Source organism: Frigidibacter sp. RF13 (assembly GCF_026626305.1).
Classification (GTDB): domain Bacteria; phylum Pseudomonadota; class Alphaproteobacteria; order Rhodobacterales; family Rhodobacteraceae; genus TMP-24.
The window spans coordinates 124,664-142,172 of sequence record NZ_JAPNUE010000001.1 but is presented as its reverse complement, the minus strand read 5'-3'; the positions used below and the strand labels follow the sequence as shown (position 1 = coordinate 142,172).

The window sequence follows — 17,509 nt, the reverse complement described above, 5'->3', positions numbered from 1 at the left end:
AACGGGCGCCACCTCAGGCGCCCCGCAGATAGCGCACCAGTTGGCGGGTCGAGCCGTCCTTGGCCTCGTCGCCTTCGCGCCCTTCCAGCACCGGCTGCAGCGCCAACGCCAGTTCCTTGCCCAGTTCCACCCCCCACTGGTCATAGGAATTGATGCCGAGGATCACGCCTTCGACGAACACGCGATGTTCGTAAAGCGCGATGATCTGGCCGAGCGTGAAGGGCGTCAGCTGCGGGTAAAGCAGTGTCGTCGAGGGCCGGTTGCCGGGGAAGACCCGGTGACGGGCCTGGCGTTCCAGCTCGGCTCCGGTCAGGCCCTTCTTCGCCATGATCGCCCGCGCCTCGTCGAGCGATCGGCCCTTCATCAGGGCTTCGGACTGCGCAAGGCAATTGGCCATCAGAAGCAGGTGCTGATGGGCAAGATCGGGCTCATGCCCCTCTCGGGCCAGCAGGAATTCGCACGGAATGACGCGCGTGCCCTGATGGATCAACTGATAGAAGGCATGCTGGCCGTTCGTCCCCGGCTCGCCCCAGACCACGGGGCCGGAGTGATAGGGAAGGTCCGACCCGTCCATCGCCACGCGCTTGCCGTTGCTCTCCATCTCCAGCTGCTGAAGATAGGCAGGCAGGCGCGACAGACGCTGATCATAGGGCAGGACGGCACGGGTCGCATGGCCGCAGATCTGGTTGTGCCAGATGCCGACCAACGCCAGAAGGACCGGCAGGTTTTCCCCGAACGGCGCCTCGCGGAAATGCACGTCCATCGCCGCGCCGCCCTTTAGGAAGTCGTCGAACCGGTCGGGCCCGATGGCGAGCATCAGCGACAGGCCGATCGGCCCCCACATCGAATAGCGCCCGCCGACCCAGTCCTCGAAGCCGAAGACGCGGTCGGGCGCTATGCCGAAGGCGGCAGTCCTGTCGGCGGCGGTCGAGACGGCAGCGAATTGCGCGCCGGGGTCCGCGACTTTGGTCGCCATCCAGTCCCGCGCGGTCTGCGCGTTGGTCATGGTCTCGATGGTGGTGAAGGTCTTCGAGGCGACGATCACCAGCGTCGTTGCCGGATCGAGCCCCTTCAGCACATCATGCACATGCGCGCCGTCGACGTTCGAGACGAAATGAGCACGCGGCCCGTCGGCGTAAGGCGCGAGAGCGAGGCAGGCCATAGCAGGGCCAAGATCCGATCCGCCGATGCCGATATTGACAATATCCGTGATCCGCCCGCCCTGCCCTGCGAACCGCCCCGCCCGCACGTCATCGGCAAAGGCCCGCATCCGCGAATGGGTGGCGCGCACCTCTGGCATCACATCCTTGCCATCGACGATGACGGCGGCATCGAGAGAGCGCAGCGCGGTATGCAGGACCGCCCTGCCTTCGGTTTCATTGATCTTCTCGCCCCGGAACATCGCCTCGCGCTTCGAGGCGACATGCGAAGCCTCTGCCAGCCGGATCAGCAGGTCGCGGGCACGGGCGTCGATCCCGGTCTTCGAATAATCGAAGAGCATCCCGTCAGCCACGGCGGAAAAAGCCTCCGCCCGGCCCGGCCGGTCAAAGAGTGACAGGATCGTCACTTCGCCCCTGTCCCGTTCATAATTCCTCAGATCGTCCCAGAGACTCATCTTACCCTCATTCCGCCCAATGGACCGTCGCATTTGCCAGAAGCGCGCGGATCGGTGCGCGCTCAGGCGGCAGTCCTTCGGATTCTTCCAAGACCCGGCGCTTGTCCGCGCCGGTGATCAGCACATGGATTGCCATCGCGTCGGCCAGAACGCGGGCGGTCAGCGTAACGCGCGGCTCACCCGCCGCTTCAGCCCTGATCGGCAAAGCCACGGGCGCGTCGGGCGCGAGCGCCTCGGCCAGCCGGTCGGCATCGGGAAAGAGCGAGGCGGTGTGCAGGTCCGCGCCCATGCCGAGCAGTGCCACCGACAGCGGCAGATGCGGCGACACCGCCGCCGCCACCCGCTCCATCGCCAGTTCCGGCTCCGGAGCGTCGGCGTAAAGCGACACAAACCGCGCCTGCGCCGCATGCCCCCGGATCAGCCGCTTGCGGATCAGCCGCGCGTTCGAGCGGTCGTGATCCTCATCCACCCAGCGCTCGTCATTCGGCATCACCGTCACCCGGTCCCAGCCAAGGTCGAGCCCGGCCAGAAGGTCGAAGACCGGCCCCGGCGTGGTCCCGCCCGGAACGGTCAGGCTTGCCCGCTCATTGCTGGCCAGGGCCAGGCGCAGATCGCTTGCCACCGCGTCGGCAACCGCAAACATCATCAGATCGCGGTCGGGATAGGGGACGAACCTCATTCGCGGATTTCCCGCCAGCGCCGGCCGTCGCGGTGCAGAAGCATCAACGCATCCTCCGGCCCAGAAGATCCGGCATCATAGGACTTCGGCTTCTCGCCCCTGCCTTCCCATCCGGCGATGATCGGATCGGTCCAGGCCCAGGCCGCCTCGACCTCATCGCCGCGCATGAAGAGCGTCTGGTTGCCGCGGATCACATCCATGATCAGCCGCTCATAGGCGTCGGGAATATCGGCCCCTTCCTCGCCAAGCGCCTCGGCAAATGACATGTCGAGCGGCACTTCGGTCAGGCGCATCCCGCCCGGCCCCGGTTCCTTGATCATCACCGACAAGGTCATCCCCTCGTTCGGCTGCAGCCGGATCGACAGCACATTCTCGCGCCAGCCCTCCTCCTCGCCGAAGATCGAATGCGGCACTTCCTTGAAGACGACCGCGATTTCCGAAGCCCGCGCGCGCAGCTTCTTGCCGGTGCGCAGATAGAAGGGCGTGCCCTTCCAGCGCCAGTTGGCGACATTGACCTTCAGCGCAACATAGCTTTCGGTTCCCGAAGCCGCATTCTCGGCATCCTGAACGTAAGAGGGCGCCTCCTTCGTGCCGCGATACTGGCCGCGCACGATATCCTCGGGCCGGACCGGCTCCAGCGCATGGATGACCTTCAGCTTCTCGTCCCTGACCGCATCGGGGTCGAACCGGTAGGGCGCCTCCATCGCGATCAGGCAGAGAAGCTGCATCATATGGTTCTGCACCATGTCCCGCATGGCGCCCGACTTGTCGTAATAGGCGCCGCGCCCGCCCACACCCACGGTTTCCGCCACCGTGATCTGCACATGATCGACATGGCGGGCATTCCACAGGGGCTCGAAGAGGATATTGGCGAAGCGGACTGCCATCAGGTTCTGGACGGTTTCCTTGCCCAGATAATGGTCGATCCGGTAGATCTGATGTTCGGTGAAATGGGCGGCGAGCGTGGCGTTCAGTGCCCGGGCCGAGGCAAGATCGCGGCCGAAGGGTTTTTCCACGACGATCCGCGCCTCAGGCGTGGCGATCCCATGCAGGTGCAAACGTTCGGCCAGATCGCCAAAAAGTGCGGGCGCCACCGAGAAATAGAAGGCCTGCGTCACGCCCGGCCGCATCTTGGCCTTGAGCGCGGCCCAGCCCGCCTCGCCCTTCGCGTCGACCGCGACATAGGAAAGATGCGCAAGGAACCGTTCGACCGCATCGCCCTCACGCTTGGCCGGATCGACGAATTCGCCGATGGCCTCGGCCGCGAGCGCACGAAACCCCTGATCGTCCAGCTCGCCCCGCGCCGCACCGACGATCCGCGCCTCTTCCGGGATCTGGCCCGCGACATAACGGCGGAAGAGCCCGGGGATGATCTTGCGCTTCGCAAGATCGCCGGTGCCACCGAAGATCACGAGGTCAAAGGATTCCACTGGAATGACGCGCGAGACCATGTTCCCTCCGGGCTCCGGGCGCTGTTAGCGCTAACGGCAGGCTCTTTAGCGCCTTCCTTCCCGCAAGTCTAGCATCGCTTGCCGGGGCTTCCAACTCTGCCGCTCATCCGAAGGCGGTGCATCGCCGCAGCGAGCCAGGGTCCGGCAGCATCGCACCCTCGGGCGCAGCACGCCATTCTACTCACGCGCCGCGCCAAAGCGCCTGATACTTGGGTGACTCTAGCCGAGGAGGCTCTCCCGATAGATGGCCCGATCAAGCCAGTCCGGGTTGATCTCCACCCCCCAGCCAGGGCCGTCCGGAATCCGCAGCCGCCCGGCCTCGACGGCGAAAGGCGTGCCGAGGAACAGGTCCTGCTGCCAGGGGTAATAATCCGGCCCCTCGATCGAGAATTCGAGATATTTCCCGGCATTCGGAATCGCCCCCAGCAGGTGCATCGTGCAGATCGTCACCAGCGAGAGATTGGCGGAATGCGGCGTGACCGGCAGGCCGTGGCGCGCGGCCATTTCGCAGACGAGAAGCGTGCGCGAGAGACCACCCATATACATCACGTCGGGCTGGACGACATTCACCGCCCCCATCGCCATCATCCGTGCCCAGGTGGCGAGGTCCCAGTCCTGCTCGCCCCCGGTCACGTCGAGGTAGAGCGCCTCGGTCACCGCCCGCGTCGCCTCAAGATCCCAGTAGGGCACCGGCTCCTCGAAGTGAGAAATTCCGTTGTCCTGCAGGCGTTTGCCCACGTCGATGGCACGTTTGACCGAGAAACCTGAATTGGCATCCACAAGCTTCGCGACCCCGTCGCCAAGCGCGCGGGCGACGGTCGGGATCACCGCCTCGGTCCGGCCCGGCCATTCGTCCACGTCGCGGCCGCATTCCGCCGCCACCCGCCATTTGAACGCGTCGAATCCCTGCTCGTCGCGCAGTCTGACGAATCGCGCCGCCTCGTCCTCAGGTGTGATGTCGCGCTTCATCGAGGAGGCATAGGCGCGGATCGGCCGGGCCTTGCCGCCCAGAAGCTCGACGACCGGCCTGCCCTCGCGCCGGCCCCGCATGTCCCAGAGCGCAGTATCGAGCCCGGCGAGCGCCCGGCAGCGGTAGGAGCCGGGATATTTATGCTCCTTCTCCTCGATCCGCTGCACCAACCCGAGGATGTCCTCACATCCGGCCCCAAGCGCATGGGGCGCCACCTGACGGTGAAAGACCTGCTGGGTGATATCGGCATTGTAGGTGGAGGTCTGGCCCCAACCGATGGCGCCATCCTCGGCGGTCGCCTTCACGAAACAGACGAATTCGTCGGCGAAACTTTCCAGTCTGACGATCTTCGGCACCTGCACCTCCCCCGGCTTTCTCGCAACCTATCGCCACCCCGCCCGCCGCTTCGCGCCCGAAAGCGACGCGGGGTGCCAGGCTTAGCCGTCTTGACGCCGCGCCGCGACTGACATACCTCTCTGCCCGCATGCGGGTGTAGCTCAATGGTAGAGCAGCAGCTTCCCAAGCTGAATACGAGGGTTCGATTCCCTTCACCCGCTCCAGCCATCCATGCTAAGCTCCCGCCTGCGCCGCGCGTTCCTGCGGCGCTAGTTCAAGGGGGACGTTCGATGAAATGGTTTGTCCTGGTTCTGGCCGCCGTCGCGGCCCTCTCTGCGCCCGCATCCGCGAGCCAGTGCCCGGCGCTGATGGCTCAGATCGACGCGGCGATGGCGGCGGCGACGGTCGATGACGCGACCAAAGACAAGGTGATGGCGCTTTATGAAAGCGGCAAGGCGGCGCACGAGGCCGGCGATCACGCCAAATCCGAGGCTGATCTTGGCGAAGCGCTGAAACTGCTCGGGCTATGATCCGCGCATAAATCTCCGGTTCGGGCGGCTCCGGCCGCCCTTTCCTTTGGTCGCCGCGCACTATATCCCGGCGCGGACCAAAGGAGGAAAAAATGGGCGAAATTACACGTCTTGAACCCGGCAAGCGCATGTCGCAGGCCGTCATCCACAATGGCGTCGTCTATCTGGCGGGCGTCGTGGGCGAACCCGGCGGCAGCGTCACCAGCCAGACGACCGAGATTCTGGCCGAGATCGACCGGCTGCTGGCGCTGGCCGGGTCCGACAAGACCCGCATCCTGCGCGCCCAGATCTGGCTGGCCGACATGAACGGTTTTGCCGAGATGAACGCGGTCTGGGATGCATGGGTGGCACCAGGGAATGCGCCGGCGCGCGCGACGGGCGAGGCGAAGCTCGCGACTCCCGACTATCTGGTCGAGATCATCGTCACCGCCGTTCAGAAGTGACCGTCTGCGCCCCGGCGACCAAGCCGGGGCCACTCAGAGCCGCCCGAACGCCTCTTTCTGGCGACGGGTCCAGCGGACGCGGATCACGTGGCCCGCATCGCTGTCTGCTTCGGCTAGAACGATCCCCTGATCATGCAACCAGGCCCGCGCGCGCCCTGCGGTGAAGGGAAGCGTCAGCGCCTCCTCGATCCGTTCCTCGTCGAGCGCCTCGGTGATCGCCTCGAAGAGGCCCGTAAGACCCTCGCCGGTCAGCGCGCTGACCGCCTGGATGCCGGGCGTGCGTGCATCCTGCACCGTCAGGGCCGTTCTGGTCTCGGGCATGAGGAGGTCGATCTTGTTCCAAACCTCGATCATCGGCACACCCTCTTCGACCCCGAGGCTTTCGAGGATGTCGGCCACATCGGCCGCCTGTTCCTCAGTCTCGGGATGGGCAATGTCGCGGACATGAAGGATGAGGTCGGCTTCCAGCACCTCTTCCAGCGTCGCGCGAAAGGCGGCGACAAGCTGGGTCGGCAGGTCGGAGATGAAGCCCACCGTGTCCGACAAGATCACCTTGCGTCCCGTTGGCAGGGTGACGCCGCGCATCGTCGGGTCGAGCGTGGCAAAGAGCATGTCCTTGGCCAGTACGTCCGACCCGGTCATCCGGTTGAAGAGCGTCGATTTCCCGGCGTTCGTATAGCCGACCAGCGCCACGATCGGGAACGGCACCTTACGCCGCGCGGCGCGATGCAGTTCGCGGGTCTTCACCACCTTTTCCAGCTGACGGCGGATCTTCACCACCTCGTCGTCGATGGCGCGGCGGTCGGCCTCCATCTGCGTCTCACCCGGGCCGCCGACGAAGCCGAAGCCCGAGCGGCCACGCTGGCGCTCAAGGTGGGTCCAGGCCCGGACGAGGCGCGAACGCTGGTAGGTCAGCGCCGCCAGTTCGACCTGCAGCACACCTTCGCGGGTGCGCGCCCGATCCGCGAAAATCTCCAGGATCAGCCCGGTCCGGTCGAGGAGCTTCACCCCCCACTCCTTTTCCAGATTGCGCTGCTGGATCGGGCTGACCTGCCCGTCGACAAGCACCAAAGCCACGTCGAGATCGACAAAGCGCCCCTTCAGTTCGTCGATCTTGCCCGAACCGAAGAGCTTCCCCGCCTGCGCCTTCGGCAGGCGCACGACCTCGGCCCCGACCACCTCTAGGTCGGGCAGAGCGGCGGCAAGCGACACGGCCTCGGCCAGCGCCAATTCCGGCGCGCGGCGGCGGTCGGATTTCATGTCGGGATGCAGCACGAAAGCGCGCGTCACATCGGCGCGTGCATCGTCCCCCTCGCGGCGGTCGCTCGGTTTCAGTCTTCACCCTCGTAGAGCGAGATCGCCTGACCCGGCATGATGGTCGAGATCGCGTGCTTATAGACCAGCTGCGACTGGCCGTCGCGGCGCAGGAGCACGCAGAAATTGTCGAACCAGGTGATCACGCCCTGCAGCTTCACGCCATTGATGAGAAAGATGGTGACGGAAACCTTGGTCTTGCGGACCTGATTGAGAAAGGCGTCCTGCAAATTCTGTTTGTCGGCGGCCATTGGTTATGCCTCGTTTCTTATAAGCGCTTTATTCGCCCCACGGTGGCGCTCCGGAGACTTGGGCCAAGTATGCCGAAGTATTTTTCTTTCGCCAGTGCAAAAACGCAGCGTTTTCAAGCGCTGGCCAATCCATTGTGGGAAAATTGATCAGACCTCTTCCTCTTCCTCCTCGAAATGCGCCATCCGCGCGCCCGACTTGCTGGTCGTGACCACGCCCAAAGACTTCAGCTTACGATGGAGCGCCGAGCGTTCCATGCCCACGAAGGCCGCCGTGCGGCTGATATTGCCGCCGAACCGGTTGATCTGGGTCAGGAGATATTCACGCTCAAAAAGCTCGCGCGCCTCGCGCAGGGGCAGCGTGGCAAGGCCGCCGGTCAGGGTGATGCGGCTGTCGTCGGCGTCCGAGGGCGCGTGGCCCGGAAGGTCCTGCGGTTCGATCGGCCGCGATGGGTCGCCAAGGATCAGCGCGCCTTCGATCGCGTTCCTCAGCTGGCGGATATTGCCGGGCCAGTCCATCGTCTGCATCACCGCATCCGCCTCTTCCGACAGGCCGCGCGTCGGCAGGCCCTGTGCGCGGTTCAGATGCTCGATGAAGTGCCGCGCAATCAGTGGAATATCCTCGCGCCGGTCGTCGAGCGACGGCACGGCTATCGGCACGACGTTCAGCCGGTCATACAACTCCTGCCGGAACCGCCCGGCTGCAATCTCGGCCGGCAGCGCACGCGTGGTCGAGGAAATCACCCGCAGATCGACGCGCACCTTGTCGGCGCCGCCGACGCGGGTGAACTGCTGTTCGGTCAAAACCCGCAGGATCTTCGACTGGGTGCCGAGCGGCATGTCCGCCACCTCGTCGAAATAGACAAAACCGCCATGCGCCTGTTCGAGAAGCCCCTTCTCGACCCCCCGTTCGGGAGTTTCACGGCCGAACAGCACCTCTTCCATCCGTTCCGGTTCGATCGAGGCGGAGGCGACGGTGACGAAAGGCCCGCTCGCACGCTGCGAATTGGCGTGGATATAGCGGGCGGCCAGCTCCTTGCCGGTGCCTGGCTCGCCGGTCAGCATCACCCGCGCGTTCGACTTCGTCACCTTTTCGAGGTTTGATTTCAGAGTGCGGAAGGCGGGCGACTGGCCGATCATTTCCTGCGGCGAGGTCTCGCGGCGGCGGAGCGAGGCATTTTCGCGCCTCAGCCGCGCGGTTTCCATCGCGCGGCGCACAACGACCGTCAGCTGGTCGATGTTGAACGGCTTCTCGATGAAGTCGTAGGCGCCCTGCTTGATTGCTGCGACCGCGATCTCGATATTTCCGTGGCCCGAGATGATGATGATCGGAATATCCGGGTTGTCGCGCTTTACCGTCTTCAGGATGTCGATCCCGTCCATCCGGCTGTCCTTCAGCCAGATGTCGAGGATCATCAGCGCGGGTGGCTCGCTGTTGATCTCGTCCATGCACTCGTCGGAATTGCCGGCAAGGCGCGTGGTGAAACCTTCATCGCGCAGGATATCAGCGATCAGTTCCCGGATGTCGCGCTCGTCGTCAACGATCAGAATATCACTCATGCCACTCCTCCCGCGGCTTCCGCCGCCCGCTCTTTCACCGCACGCGCCTGGGTCTTGGCGCGCGGCAACCTGATTTCGGCCAGCGCCCCTGCATGCGGGGCCCCCTCGAACAGCGGCGCGTCTGTCAGTATCAGCGTGCCGCCATGTTCTTCGATGATCTTCTTGACGATCGGCAGGCCTAGCCCCGTGCCCTTCTCGCGCGTCGTCACGTAAGGTTCAAAAAGCCGCGCGCGATCCTCCGGCAGGCCGGTGCCATTGTCGGCGATGCGGATGGTGATCTGGTCGCCCTCGGCCAGCATCGCAACCCGCACTTCCGGCGCGTAGCCTGGCGGCGCGCCGCGTTCCTGAAGCGATTCAACGGCCTCGCCCGCGTTCTTGATCAGGTTCGTCACCGCCTGCGAGATCATTGTTGCATCCAGTTCCACGATGACGGGGCCGCTTGGCAGGTCGGCGACAAGCCGCGCGCCGTGCAATGCGCCTTCCTGCAGGGCGACCGCATCGCGCATCAGTTTCGCAAGGTCATGGTCGCGGCGGTCGGGCTCTGGCATGCGGGCGAATTTAGAAAACTCGTCCACAATCCGGCGCAGGTCGCCGGTCTGGCGAACGATGACGTCAGTCATCTGCTCCAGCTGATCGGAAAGGTCACCGACCAGCGGCGCGAACTTGCGGCGGATACGTTCCGCTGACAGCTGGATCGGTGTCAGCGGGTTCTTGATCTCATGCGCAATCCGGCGGGCAACATCGCCCCAGGCGGCCATGCGCTGCGCGCTGACGAGTTCAGTCACATCGTCGAAGGCCACCACATAACCTTCAAGCCCGCCGCCGTCGTTCCGCCGCATCGCCATGCGGACGAGCAGGCTTTCAAGCCGCCCTGCCCGGCTGACCTTGATCTCTTCCTGCGCGACCTCGCCCATGCCCTCACGCAGCCGCTCGAAAAGCGCTGCAAATTCCGGCACTGCCTCTGACAGGACACGGCCGTGGTCGCGATCCTCTTCCAGCGCCAGAAGGCGCATGGCGGCGCGGTTCATGAAATCCACCCGCCCCTCGGCATCAAGGCCAACGACCCCCGCTGTGACCGACGACAGGACCGAATCGAACAACCGTCGCCGGTCCTCGGTCTGGCGGTGGCTGTCGATCAGCGCCTCGCGCTGGCTGGACAGCTGACGGGTCATCTGGTTGAAAAGCCGCCCGAGCATGGCAATCTCGTCATCGCCCGGCTCTTCGACCACCTGCACGCCCAGATCGCCCGCGCCGACCCGCTGCGCGGCCCCCGCAAGCCGACCGACCGGGCGCGCCAGCCGTTCGGCAATCCAAAGCCCCATCCAGATAGCGGCAAGGATCAGAATCAGTGCAAAGCCGAGATAGACGAGGCCGAACTCAAAGATCACCCGCCCGCGCGTTGCTTCCAGCTGTTGATAAAGCCCGACAGTTTCACGTGTATTATCCAGCAGATTCAAAATCTTGCCGTCTACACTTCGACTAACGTAGAGAAATCGATCTGTATAGGCGTCGAGCTTTTCGAGCGCGCGGAACTCATTGTTGTCCCAGTCCTCGATCAAGACCAGATCGCCCTTGGCCGCGCGCGCGAGATCGTCTGCCGTCGGCTTCTCGAAATCGAACAGATAAGACCGATCGCCGCGCGCCTTTATCTCTCCGGCGCCATCAATAACATAGGCCTCGCGCAGGCCGCGCTGGATGCGGGTCTGGCCATCGGTCAGAAGCTGCCGCACCTCGGCGTCCGAAATCAGGAAGGCCGCCTGCTTGTTCTGGTCGAGAAAGCCCGCAAGCGCCCGCGTGTCGGCATCGAGGTCGCGGCGGTGTTCGTCCTGATAGGCCTCCGCCGCATCCAGTGAGGTGCCAACGACGCTCCTCACCCGATCGGAAAACCAGCCTTCAAGCCCGATGTTGACCGTGAGGCCCGCGAAGATCGCGACCAGAACCGTCGGCACCAAAGCTACACCCGCAAACATGCTGGTCAGCCGCAGGTGCAGGCGCGAGCCTGCCGATTTCGCCCGCCGCGCCGCTATCATCCCGGCGAGGCGCGTCAGGACGAGGCCAGCGAGCAGCAAGAAATAGACAAGGTCGGCCAAAAGGATCAGCCTGAGCGCATCCGATTCCGCACCTTGGGCCATGGGCCCGAGGATAACGAAGGTCGCAACCGCCAGAACCGGGCCAAGCGCCACCAGCGCAATCGTCAGGGCGTTCTGCACCCTGCGCTGCCGCCTGAGGCGCGACAGCTTCTCCCATGTCCAAACCCGACCGAGCCCTTGCAAAGGGGTCCACTCTCTCCGCTGTCCGGCGGCTACCGCTGGTGCCTACATCTGCCCGTGGTCCTTTCGGATATGATGCCGATACGCCACAGGTTCTGTTGCCCTTTTACATCAGCTTGCGCCGCCTTGTCACGCGGATATCGAGGTCGGTGATCTTCTTGCGCAAAGTATTGCGGTTAATGCCGAGAAGATCGGCACATCTGGCCTGATTGCCGCCGGTCGCGCCCAATGCGATTTCGATGAGCGGCACCTCGATTTCCCTCAGGATCCGGTCATAAAGCCCCGGCGGCGGCAGGGCACCGCCATGCAGGTCGAAATAGCGGCTGAGGTGACGCGCAACGGATGCCGACAGTTTTTCGCCTTCGGCGACGCGCGGCGGCTCTGCCGTCTGGCCGGTCAGCGCCGCCTCGACTTCCGCGCGGGTGATCTCGGCGCCAAGCGCGGTGACGGCAAGCCGCTTCACGGTGTTTTCCAGCTGCCGGACGTTGCCGGGCCAGGGATAGGTGCGGATTAGGTCGGCGGCATCGGGCGCAAACCGCTTCTCTCCCGCCCCGTCGCGGGCGACCCGCGCCAGGAAATGTTCGGCAAGCAGCGGGATATCCTCGACCCGTTCGCGCAGCGCGGGCACGGCGAGCGTCACGCCGCCCAAGCGGAAATAGAGGTCCTTGCGCAACTGGCCCGCCGCCAGCCGCTCGGCCAGGTCAGCCTGCGAGGTTGCAACGATACGCGGCCCCGGCTCGGGCAGGGCGTCGAGCATCCGCACGATCCTACCCTGCGCCTCATCGTCGAAATCGGCGATCTCGTCGAAGACGAGCGTGCCGCCCTTTGCCTTGGCCAGCAGCGCCGCCGGACCATCGATAGCCTTCATGTCGGCCATCTGCGCGGTCACGAAAGGGGCGGCGCGGCGGTCGGAAAAATCGTGGATCGCGCGGGCGACCAGCGTCTTGCCGGTACCGGATTCGCCGGTGATCAGCACCGGCAGATCGGCGTTCATCACCTTGGCCACCAACCGGTAAAGCGCCTGCATCGCGGCCGTCCGCCCCACAAGCGGCAGGTCGCTTTCAATCTCGCGCGGCGCCGACGGCTGAGGCACGGGCCCGCGCCGCCGCTGCACGTCAAGCGCACGCGCCGCGCGCTTCATCAGGTCGGGCAGGTCGAAAGGCTTCGGCAGATAGTCCCAGGCCTCTGCCTCGGCTGCCTGAATGGCGGTGACAATCGTGTTCTGGGCCGAAATGATGATGACCGGAAGGCCGGGCCTTTGCCGCGCGATCTCTGGCAGGGCCCGCAGCCCGTTGCCATCGGGCATGACCACGTCCGAAATCACCAGATCGCCCTTCCCCTCTTCGACCCAGCGCATGAGCGTGACCATGGAGGATGTCGCATGCACCCGGCAGCCCGCGCGGGTCAGCGCCTGGGTCAGGACGGTGCGGATAGTGCGGTCGTCATCGGCGACAAGGACGGTGCCGTCCATCTTTAGGCCTCCTCTCGCGCTTTCGGCAGCGCTATGCGGAATGTGGTTCGGCCGGGCTGGCTTTCGACGCCGACCCAGCCTTCGTGATCGGCGATGATGCGCGAGACGAGCGCGAGACCAAGGCCGGTGCCGTTCTCGCGGCCCGAGACGAACGGATCGAAAATATCCTCGATCATGCCCGTCGGAATGCCCGGCCCGTCGTCGGTGATCTCGACCTGGAGGGGCAGCGCGCGGCTGCCGTCCTCGCGCCTGAGGCGCAGTGTGAGGTCGTAGAACGTATGGATGCGGATCGTGCCGCCCCTGTCGCCCGCCGCTTCGGCGGCGTTCTTCAGAAGGTTCAGGAAAACCTGTGTCAGCTGGTCGGGGTCGGCCCAGACCGGCGGCAGCGAAGGGTCGAAGTCCTCGACAAAGCGCATGTTCGCGGCAAAGCCCAGTTCCGCCGAGCGACGGGCGCGGTCGAGGACATCGTGGATATTGACGGCGCGGCGTTCGGGCGGGCGCAGATGGCCGAACTGTTCCACCTGTTCCAGAAGCGTCACGATCCGCCGCGTCTCGCCCAGGATCAGGTCGACCAGCTCTCGGTCGTCGGGCGCAAGGTTCATGCCGAGTAGCTGCGCGGCGCCGCTGATCCCGGCAAGCGGGTTCTTGATCTCATGCGCCAGCATGTCGGCCATGCCGATGGCCGAACGCGCTGATTTCTTCAGCCCCTGTACGCGGCCGAGCCGGTCGGCAAATTCACGCGGCGCAATCAGAAGGAGGATCGTGTCGGGCGCGCCGATAAGGGGCGCCGCCTGAATATTGCACAGAACCGGCGCACGGTCGCCGGTGCCGACCTCGACATCGTTGATATGAAGCGTGGAATGGCCGTCGCGCATGCGGGCGAAAGCCTCTTCCAAGGGCGCGTCGATCGCCAACCGGTCGAACAGGGGCTGACCGGCGAGCGCCTTCGCCGAGGCATTCATGAATTCCTCGCCTGCGGGATTGACTCCCTCGGTCAGACCGTCCCGGCCAATCAGGAATGCCGGAACCGGCAAGGACGCCCAGAGCCTGTCGGGCGCCGGATCCATCAGGCAGCCTCGCGCTCGGGGGCGCGCGCGGGTGCAGACGAAAAGGCTTCGGCGATCAGCGCGAAGACCTCTTCAGGGTGCGGGGCAACCATTATCCGCGCACGAAGGCCCGGGTCGATCCGGGCTTCATCTGCATACCAGCCGAGGTGCTTGCGCGCGACGCGCAGGCCAAGGTCGCGGCCGTAGAAGGACAGGATCGCCTCGTAATGATCGGCGACAAGCGCCGCACGGGCCGCGCCCTGCGGCACCTCCGGGGCGGTCGTGCCATGAAGTGCATGCGCGATTTCCGAAAGCCGCCAGGGCGCGCCCTGCGCGCCGCGCCCGACCATCACGCCTGACGCACCCGAAAGGTGCAGTGCCTCGCGCGCGGCGGCGGACGAGGTGATGTCGCCGTTGGCGATGACCGGGATACGGACAGCCTCGACCACCTCGCGGATCGCCGCCCAGTTGGCCTGACCCTTGTAGAAATCGGCGCGGGTGCGGCCATGGACGGTCAGCATGCGGATGCCCGCCGCTTCGGCGCGGCGGGCGAGGTCGGCGGCATTGAGGCAATCGCGGTCCCAGCCCAGGCGGCATTTCAGTGTGACCGGCAGATCGACCGCGCCCACGACCGCCTCGATCAGCGTCAGCGCATGATCGAGATTGCGCATGAGCGCTGCGCCCGAGGCGCCGCCGGTGACCTGTTTGGCCGGACATCCCATGTTGATATCGATGATCCGCGCGCCCATGTCGGCCACCCGCCGCGCGGCCTCTGCCATCGCATGCGCCTCGCGCCCCGCAAGCTGAACCGACGTGGGCAGCGCCCCGTCGCCAAGCCCCAGATCGGTGCGCGCCTTGGCCCGGACCGACGGGGTATCGGTGACCATCTCGCCCGAGGCGACCATCTCGGACACCAGAAGCCCCGCGCCGAAGCGCGCCACGATCCGCCGGAAGGGCAGATCGGTGATCCCGGCCATCGGCGCGAGGAAAACCGCCGGGTCGAGCGTCAGACCTGCGAGAGCGACGGTCAAATGCCTAATCCTTGTGCAAACACACTGCCTGATACCGCCCAGCTCCCGCTTCGGCAATCGAATATCGCGACTATTGACTGGGATTCTCCCACTGCCCGAAAATTAGGCATCGCCAGACAGACGCGCCATGCGCTTGGGCAAACTGGTGTGATCCAGCGGCGCGCCCGTTCCGGGCGCAAGACATGTCTCGGGGCGCGGGCTGATGCCCGCGTCCCTCGGACGGGTGCTGCTTGTCTGGCGGCAGGAGAGCGGCTAGACCCGGATGCAGAGGCAATGAGGGCAACCCGTGGACGAGACGCTCGCGATCATCATTACCGCCGCGGGACGCGGCACGCGGGCGGGCGGCGAGGAACCGAAGCAATGGCGGAAGATTGCCGGACGACCGGTCCTTGCCCACACGCTTTCAGCCTTCGACGGGTTTGGCCGCATTGTCCTGACGCTTCATCCCGAAGATATGATGCGCGGGCTGGAGCTGACGGCGGGCCACGCGACGCTTGTCGCAGGTGGCGAGACGCGGGCGGCATCGGTGCGAAACGCTCTGGAAGTACTCGAAGGATCGGCCGTGACCCGGGTTCTCATCCATGATGGCGCCCGCCCCTTCCCCTCGCGCATGATGGTTCAAAGCGTCATCGCAGCGCTGGAAAAGTCGGACGGGGCAGCGCCCGCGATCGCCGTCAGTGACGCGCTTTGGCGCGGCGCAGGCGGCAGGGTGACGGGTCTTCAGTCCCGCGAGGGGCTCTTGCGCGCCCAGACGCCGCAGGGCTTTCGCTTTCCCGCGATCCTTCAGGCCCATCGCGCCCATCCGGGCGGCGCGGCTGATGATGTGGAAGTGGCGCTCGCCCACGGGCTTTCGGTGGCCGTGGTCGCCGGCGAGGAGGAAAATTTCAAGATCACCTACCCGGACGATTTCGCCCGGGCGGAACGGAAGGTTGGTGCCATGGATGTGCGTCTGGGCAATGGCTATGACGTCCATGCCTTCACGGCGGGTGATCATGTCTGGCTCTGCGGGGTGAAGGTGCCGCATGACCGGGCGCTTCTGGGCCATTCCGATGCCGATGTCGCGATGCATGCCTTGACCGACGCGATCTATGGAGCTTTGGCAGAGGGCGATATCGGCCGGCATTTCCCGCCCTCGGACCCGCAGTGGAAGGGGGCCGCGTCCGAGATCTTCCTTGCCCATGCCGGGCAGCTGGCGAGTGCGCGCGGCTACCGGATCGCCAATGCCGATGTCACAATCGTCTGCGAGCGGCCGAAGATCGGGCCGCACGCGGCGGCGATGCAGGCGCGGCTCGCGGCGATCCTCGGGATCGAGGCGGGGCGGATCAGCGTGAAGGCCACGACATCGGAACGGCTAGGCTTTACCGGGCGCGAGGAAGGGATTGCGGCCTTGGCGACCGCGACGCTGGTGTCGGCATGATCCGGCTGTTCGCAACCGCCTTCGGCCTTGGCCTGCTGCGCCCCGCCCCCGGCACCTGGGGCTCGCTTGGCGCCGTGCTTCTGGGCTGGGCGATCGACCGATATGCTGGCTTTCCGGGGCTATTGATGGCGACGATGGTCGCCATCTGGGCGGGCTTTGCGGTCTGCGCGCGGTTGCTCGCCGACCGGCCGGGCGACGATCCGTCGGAAGTGGTGATCGACGAGGTGGCGGGTCAGTGGATCGCCCTTCTTCTGCCCTCGCTCGCCTTCTGGACGCGCGGCTGGGAGGGCTGGCTGCCCTGGCCCGCGCCGCTCGCGGCCTTCCTCTTCTTCCGGCTTTTCGACATCTGGAAGCCCTGGCTGGTCGGCCGGGCCGACGCGCGCGGCGATGCGGCCGGCGTGATGCTAGACGATCTCTGGGCGGGGCTTTTCGCTGGGATCGCGACCGTCGCGGCGGGCGTTCTGTGGCACGCGCCACTTTTCTGGTCCTGAGATGCGTCCTGCCGCCGTCACGCTTCTTGAAAGGGCCAATGCCGCGGGCACGGTCATCGCCACCGCCGAAAGCTGTACCGGCGGCATGATTGCCGCGGCGATCACTGATGTGGCAGGATCATCGGCGATCTTCGACCGGGGCTTCGTGACCTATTCGAACGCGGCCAAACAGGCGATGCTGGGTGTCAGGAGCGCGACGCTTGATGCGCATGGCGCAGTCAGCGAGGACGTGGCGCGCGAGATGGCCGAGGGGGCGCTTGCCCGGTCGGGGGCCACGCTTGCCGTCGCCGTCACCGGCATCGCCGGACCGGGCGGGTCGGAGTTCAAGCCCGAAGGGCGGGTCTGTTTCGGCCTCGCCGCCGCGGGGCGGGCAACACGCACCGAAACCATCGACTTCGGCCCACTGGGACGCGCTTTGGTCCGGTCGCGGACCGTCGACCATGCGCTGGCGCTTTTGCTTTCGGCACTCTGACTTCTCCAAGCGCCCGAACTTCCGGCACATGCCACCCGGAGCCGCCCAATTTTCGGGCGCTCTGCAAACTGCCCCGGTTTTGGGCATCCCGACCGCGCATGCCGCTTTCACGGGCAGTCAGAACCGGCTTTCTGCCGTTTGCAGATCATTGCCGACCGGAGAACC

The 17,509-nt window shown here is 65.6% G+C and carries 16 protein-coding genes and 1 tRNA gene; 6 read left to right on the top strand and 11 right to left on the bottom strand.

The annotated features are described in order from the left end of the window. Window positions 1-13 precede the first annotated feature (13 nt). The 4 genes from pgi to OU426_RS00680 all read right to left on the bottom strand — a co-directional run bounded on the left by pgi (window position 14) and on the right by OU426_RS00680 (window position 5,071). Window positions 14-1,615 (bottom strand): glucose-6-phosphate isomerase, encoded by a 1,602-nt coding sequence (pgi, locus tag OU426_RS00695; RefSeq protein ID WP_267631911.1) that lies wholly within the window; start codon window positions 1,613-1,615, stop codon window positions 14-16. Between the two features lie 7 nt (window positions 1,616-1,622). Then, window positions 1,623-2,294 (bottom strand): 6-phosphogluconolactonase, encoded by a 672-nt coding sequence (gene pgl / locus OU426_RS00690; protein WP_267631910.1) that lies wholly within the window; start codon window positions 2,292-2,294, stop codon window positions 1,623-1,625. Then, entirely contained in the window at window positions 2,291-3,745 is a 1,455-nt protein-coding gene (gene zwf / locus OU426_RS00685; RefSeq protein WP_267631909.1) for a glucose-6-phosphate dehydrogenase, read from the bottom strand. The genes pgl and zwf overlap by 4 nt, the downstream gene beginning before the upstream one ends. A gap of 219 nt (window positions 3,746-3,964) precedes the next feature. Next, window positions 3,965-5,071, bottom strand: a complete 1,107-nt coding sequence (locus OU426_RS00680) for a mandelate racemase/muconate lactonizing enzyme family protein (RefSeq protein ID WP_267631908.1) — start codon at window positions 5,069-5,071, stop codon at window positions 3,965-3,967. Window positions 5,072-5,201: 130 nt separating this feature from the next. On the opposite strand from OU426_RS00680, the gene OU426_RS00675 reads away from it, so the two are divergent. The 3 genes from OU426_RS00675 (at window position 5,202) to OU426_RS00665 (ending at window position 6,024) form a co-directional block, all read left to right on the top strand. Next, window positions 5,202-5,275 (top strand) — tRNA-Gly (locus OU426_RS00675). A 66-nt stretch (window positions 5,276-5,341) separates the two neighbouring features. Beyond that, window positions 5,342-5,581: a PA2433 domain-containing protein gene (locus OU426_RS00670; RefSeq protein WP_267631907.1), complete on the top strand. Its 240-nt coding sequence runs from the start codon at window positions 5,342-5,344 to the stop codon at window positions 5,579-5,581. A gap of 92 nt (window positions 5,582-5,673) precedes the next feature. Then, window positions 5,674-6,024, top strand: coding sequence for a RidA family protein (locus OU426_RS00665; RefSeq protein ID WP_267631906.1), 351 nt, complete (start codon window positions 5,674-5,676; stop codon window positions 6,022-6,024). Between the two features lie 33 nt (window positions 6,025-6,057). Here the strand turns inward: OU426_RS00665 and hflX are convergent, their stop codons facing one another. The 7 genes from hflX to dusB all read right to left on the bottom strand — a co-directional run bounded on the left by hflX (window position 6,058) and on the right by dusB (window position 14,964). After that, window positions 6,058-7,314, bottom strand: coding sequence for a GTPase HflX (hflX, locus tag OU426_RS00660; protein ID WP_267631904.1), 1,257 nt, complete (start codon window positions 7,312-7,314; stop codon window positions 6,058-6,060). Between the two features lie 41 nt (window positions 7,315-7,355). Continuing rightward, window positions 7,356-7,589 (bottom strand): RNA chaperone Hfq, encoded by a 234-nt coding sequence (hfq, locus tag OU426_RS00655; protein WP_267631903.1) that lies wholly within the window; start codon window positions 7,587-7,589, stop codon window positions 7,356-7,358. A gap of 147 nt (window positions 7,590-7,736) precedes the next feature. Then, on the bottom strand, window positions 7,737-9,146 hold the full coding sequence (gene ntrX / locus OU426_RS00650; RefSeq protein WP_267631902.1) for a nitrogen assimilation response regulator NtrX: 1,410 nt from the start codon (window positions 9,144-9,146) through the stop codon (window positions 7,737-7,739). Beyond that, window positions 9,143-11,419 carry a sensor histidine kinase NtrY-like gene (locus OU426_RS00645; protein WP_420712555.1) on the bottom strand — a complete coding sequence of 759 codons (2,277 nt, stop codon included), beginning with the start codon at window positions 11,417-11,419 and terminating at the stop codon, window positions 9,143-9,145. The genes ntrX and OU426_RS00645 overlap by 4 nt, the downstream gene beginning before the upstream one ends. Before the next feature lie 103 nt (window positions 11,420-11,522). Continuing rightward, window positions 11,523-12,887, bottom strand: coding sequence for a response regulator (locus tag OU426_RS00640; RefSeq protein ID WP_267631900.1), 1,365 nt, complete (start codon window positions 12,885-12,887; stop codon window positions 11,523-11,525). 2 nt (window positions 12,888-12,889) lie between these two features. Further along, a complete protein-coding gene (locus tag OU426_RS00635; RefSeq protein WP_267631899.1) occupies window positions 12,890-13,954 on the bottom strand; it encodes a two-component system sensor histidine kinase NtrB in 1,065 nt (354 codons plus the stop codon). Further along, on the bottom strand, window positions 13,954-14,964 hold the full coding sequence (dusB, locus tag OU426_RS00630; protein WP_267631898.1) for a tRNA dihydrouridine synthase DusB: 1,011 nt from the start codon (window positions 14,962-14,964) through the stop codon (window positions 13,954-13,956). Before dusB ends, OU426_RS00635 begins: the two co-directional genes overlap by 1 nt. 286 nt (window positions 14,965-15,250) lie before the next feature. Here dusB and OU426_RS00625 point away from each other — a divergent pair, with 286 nt between their 5' ends. From OU426_RS00625 to OU426_RS00615, 3 genes are read left to right on the top strand one after another with little or no spacing between them, the layout of a single operon-like run. Further along, window positions 15,251-16,381, top strand: coding sequence for a bifunctional 2-C-methyl-D-erythritol 4-phosphate cytidylyltransferase/2-C-methyl-D-erythritol 2,4-cyclodiphosphate synthase (locus tag OU426_RS00625; RefSeq protein ID WP_267631897.1), 1,131 nt, complete (start codon window positions 15,251-15,253; stop codon window positions 16,379-16,381). Next, a complete protein-coding gene (locus tag OU426_RS00620) occupies window positions 16,378-16,872 on the top strand; it encodes a phosphatidylglycerophosphatase A family protein (RefSeq protein WP_267631896.1) in 495 nt (164 codons plus the stop codon). The genes OU426_RS00625 and OU426_RS00620 overlap by 4 nt, the downstream gene beginning before the upstream one ends. A gap of 1 nt (window position 16,873) precedes the next feature. Continuing rightward, window positions 16,874-17,344, top strand: a complete 471-nt coding sequence (locus OU426_RS00615; protein ID WP_267631895.1) for a CinA family protein — start codon at window positions 16,874-16,876, stop codon at window positions 17,342-17,344. Window positions 17,345-17,509 lie beyond the last annotated feature (165 nt).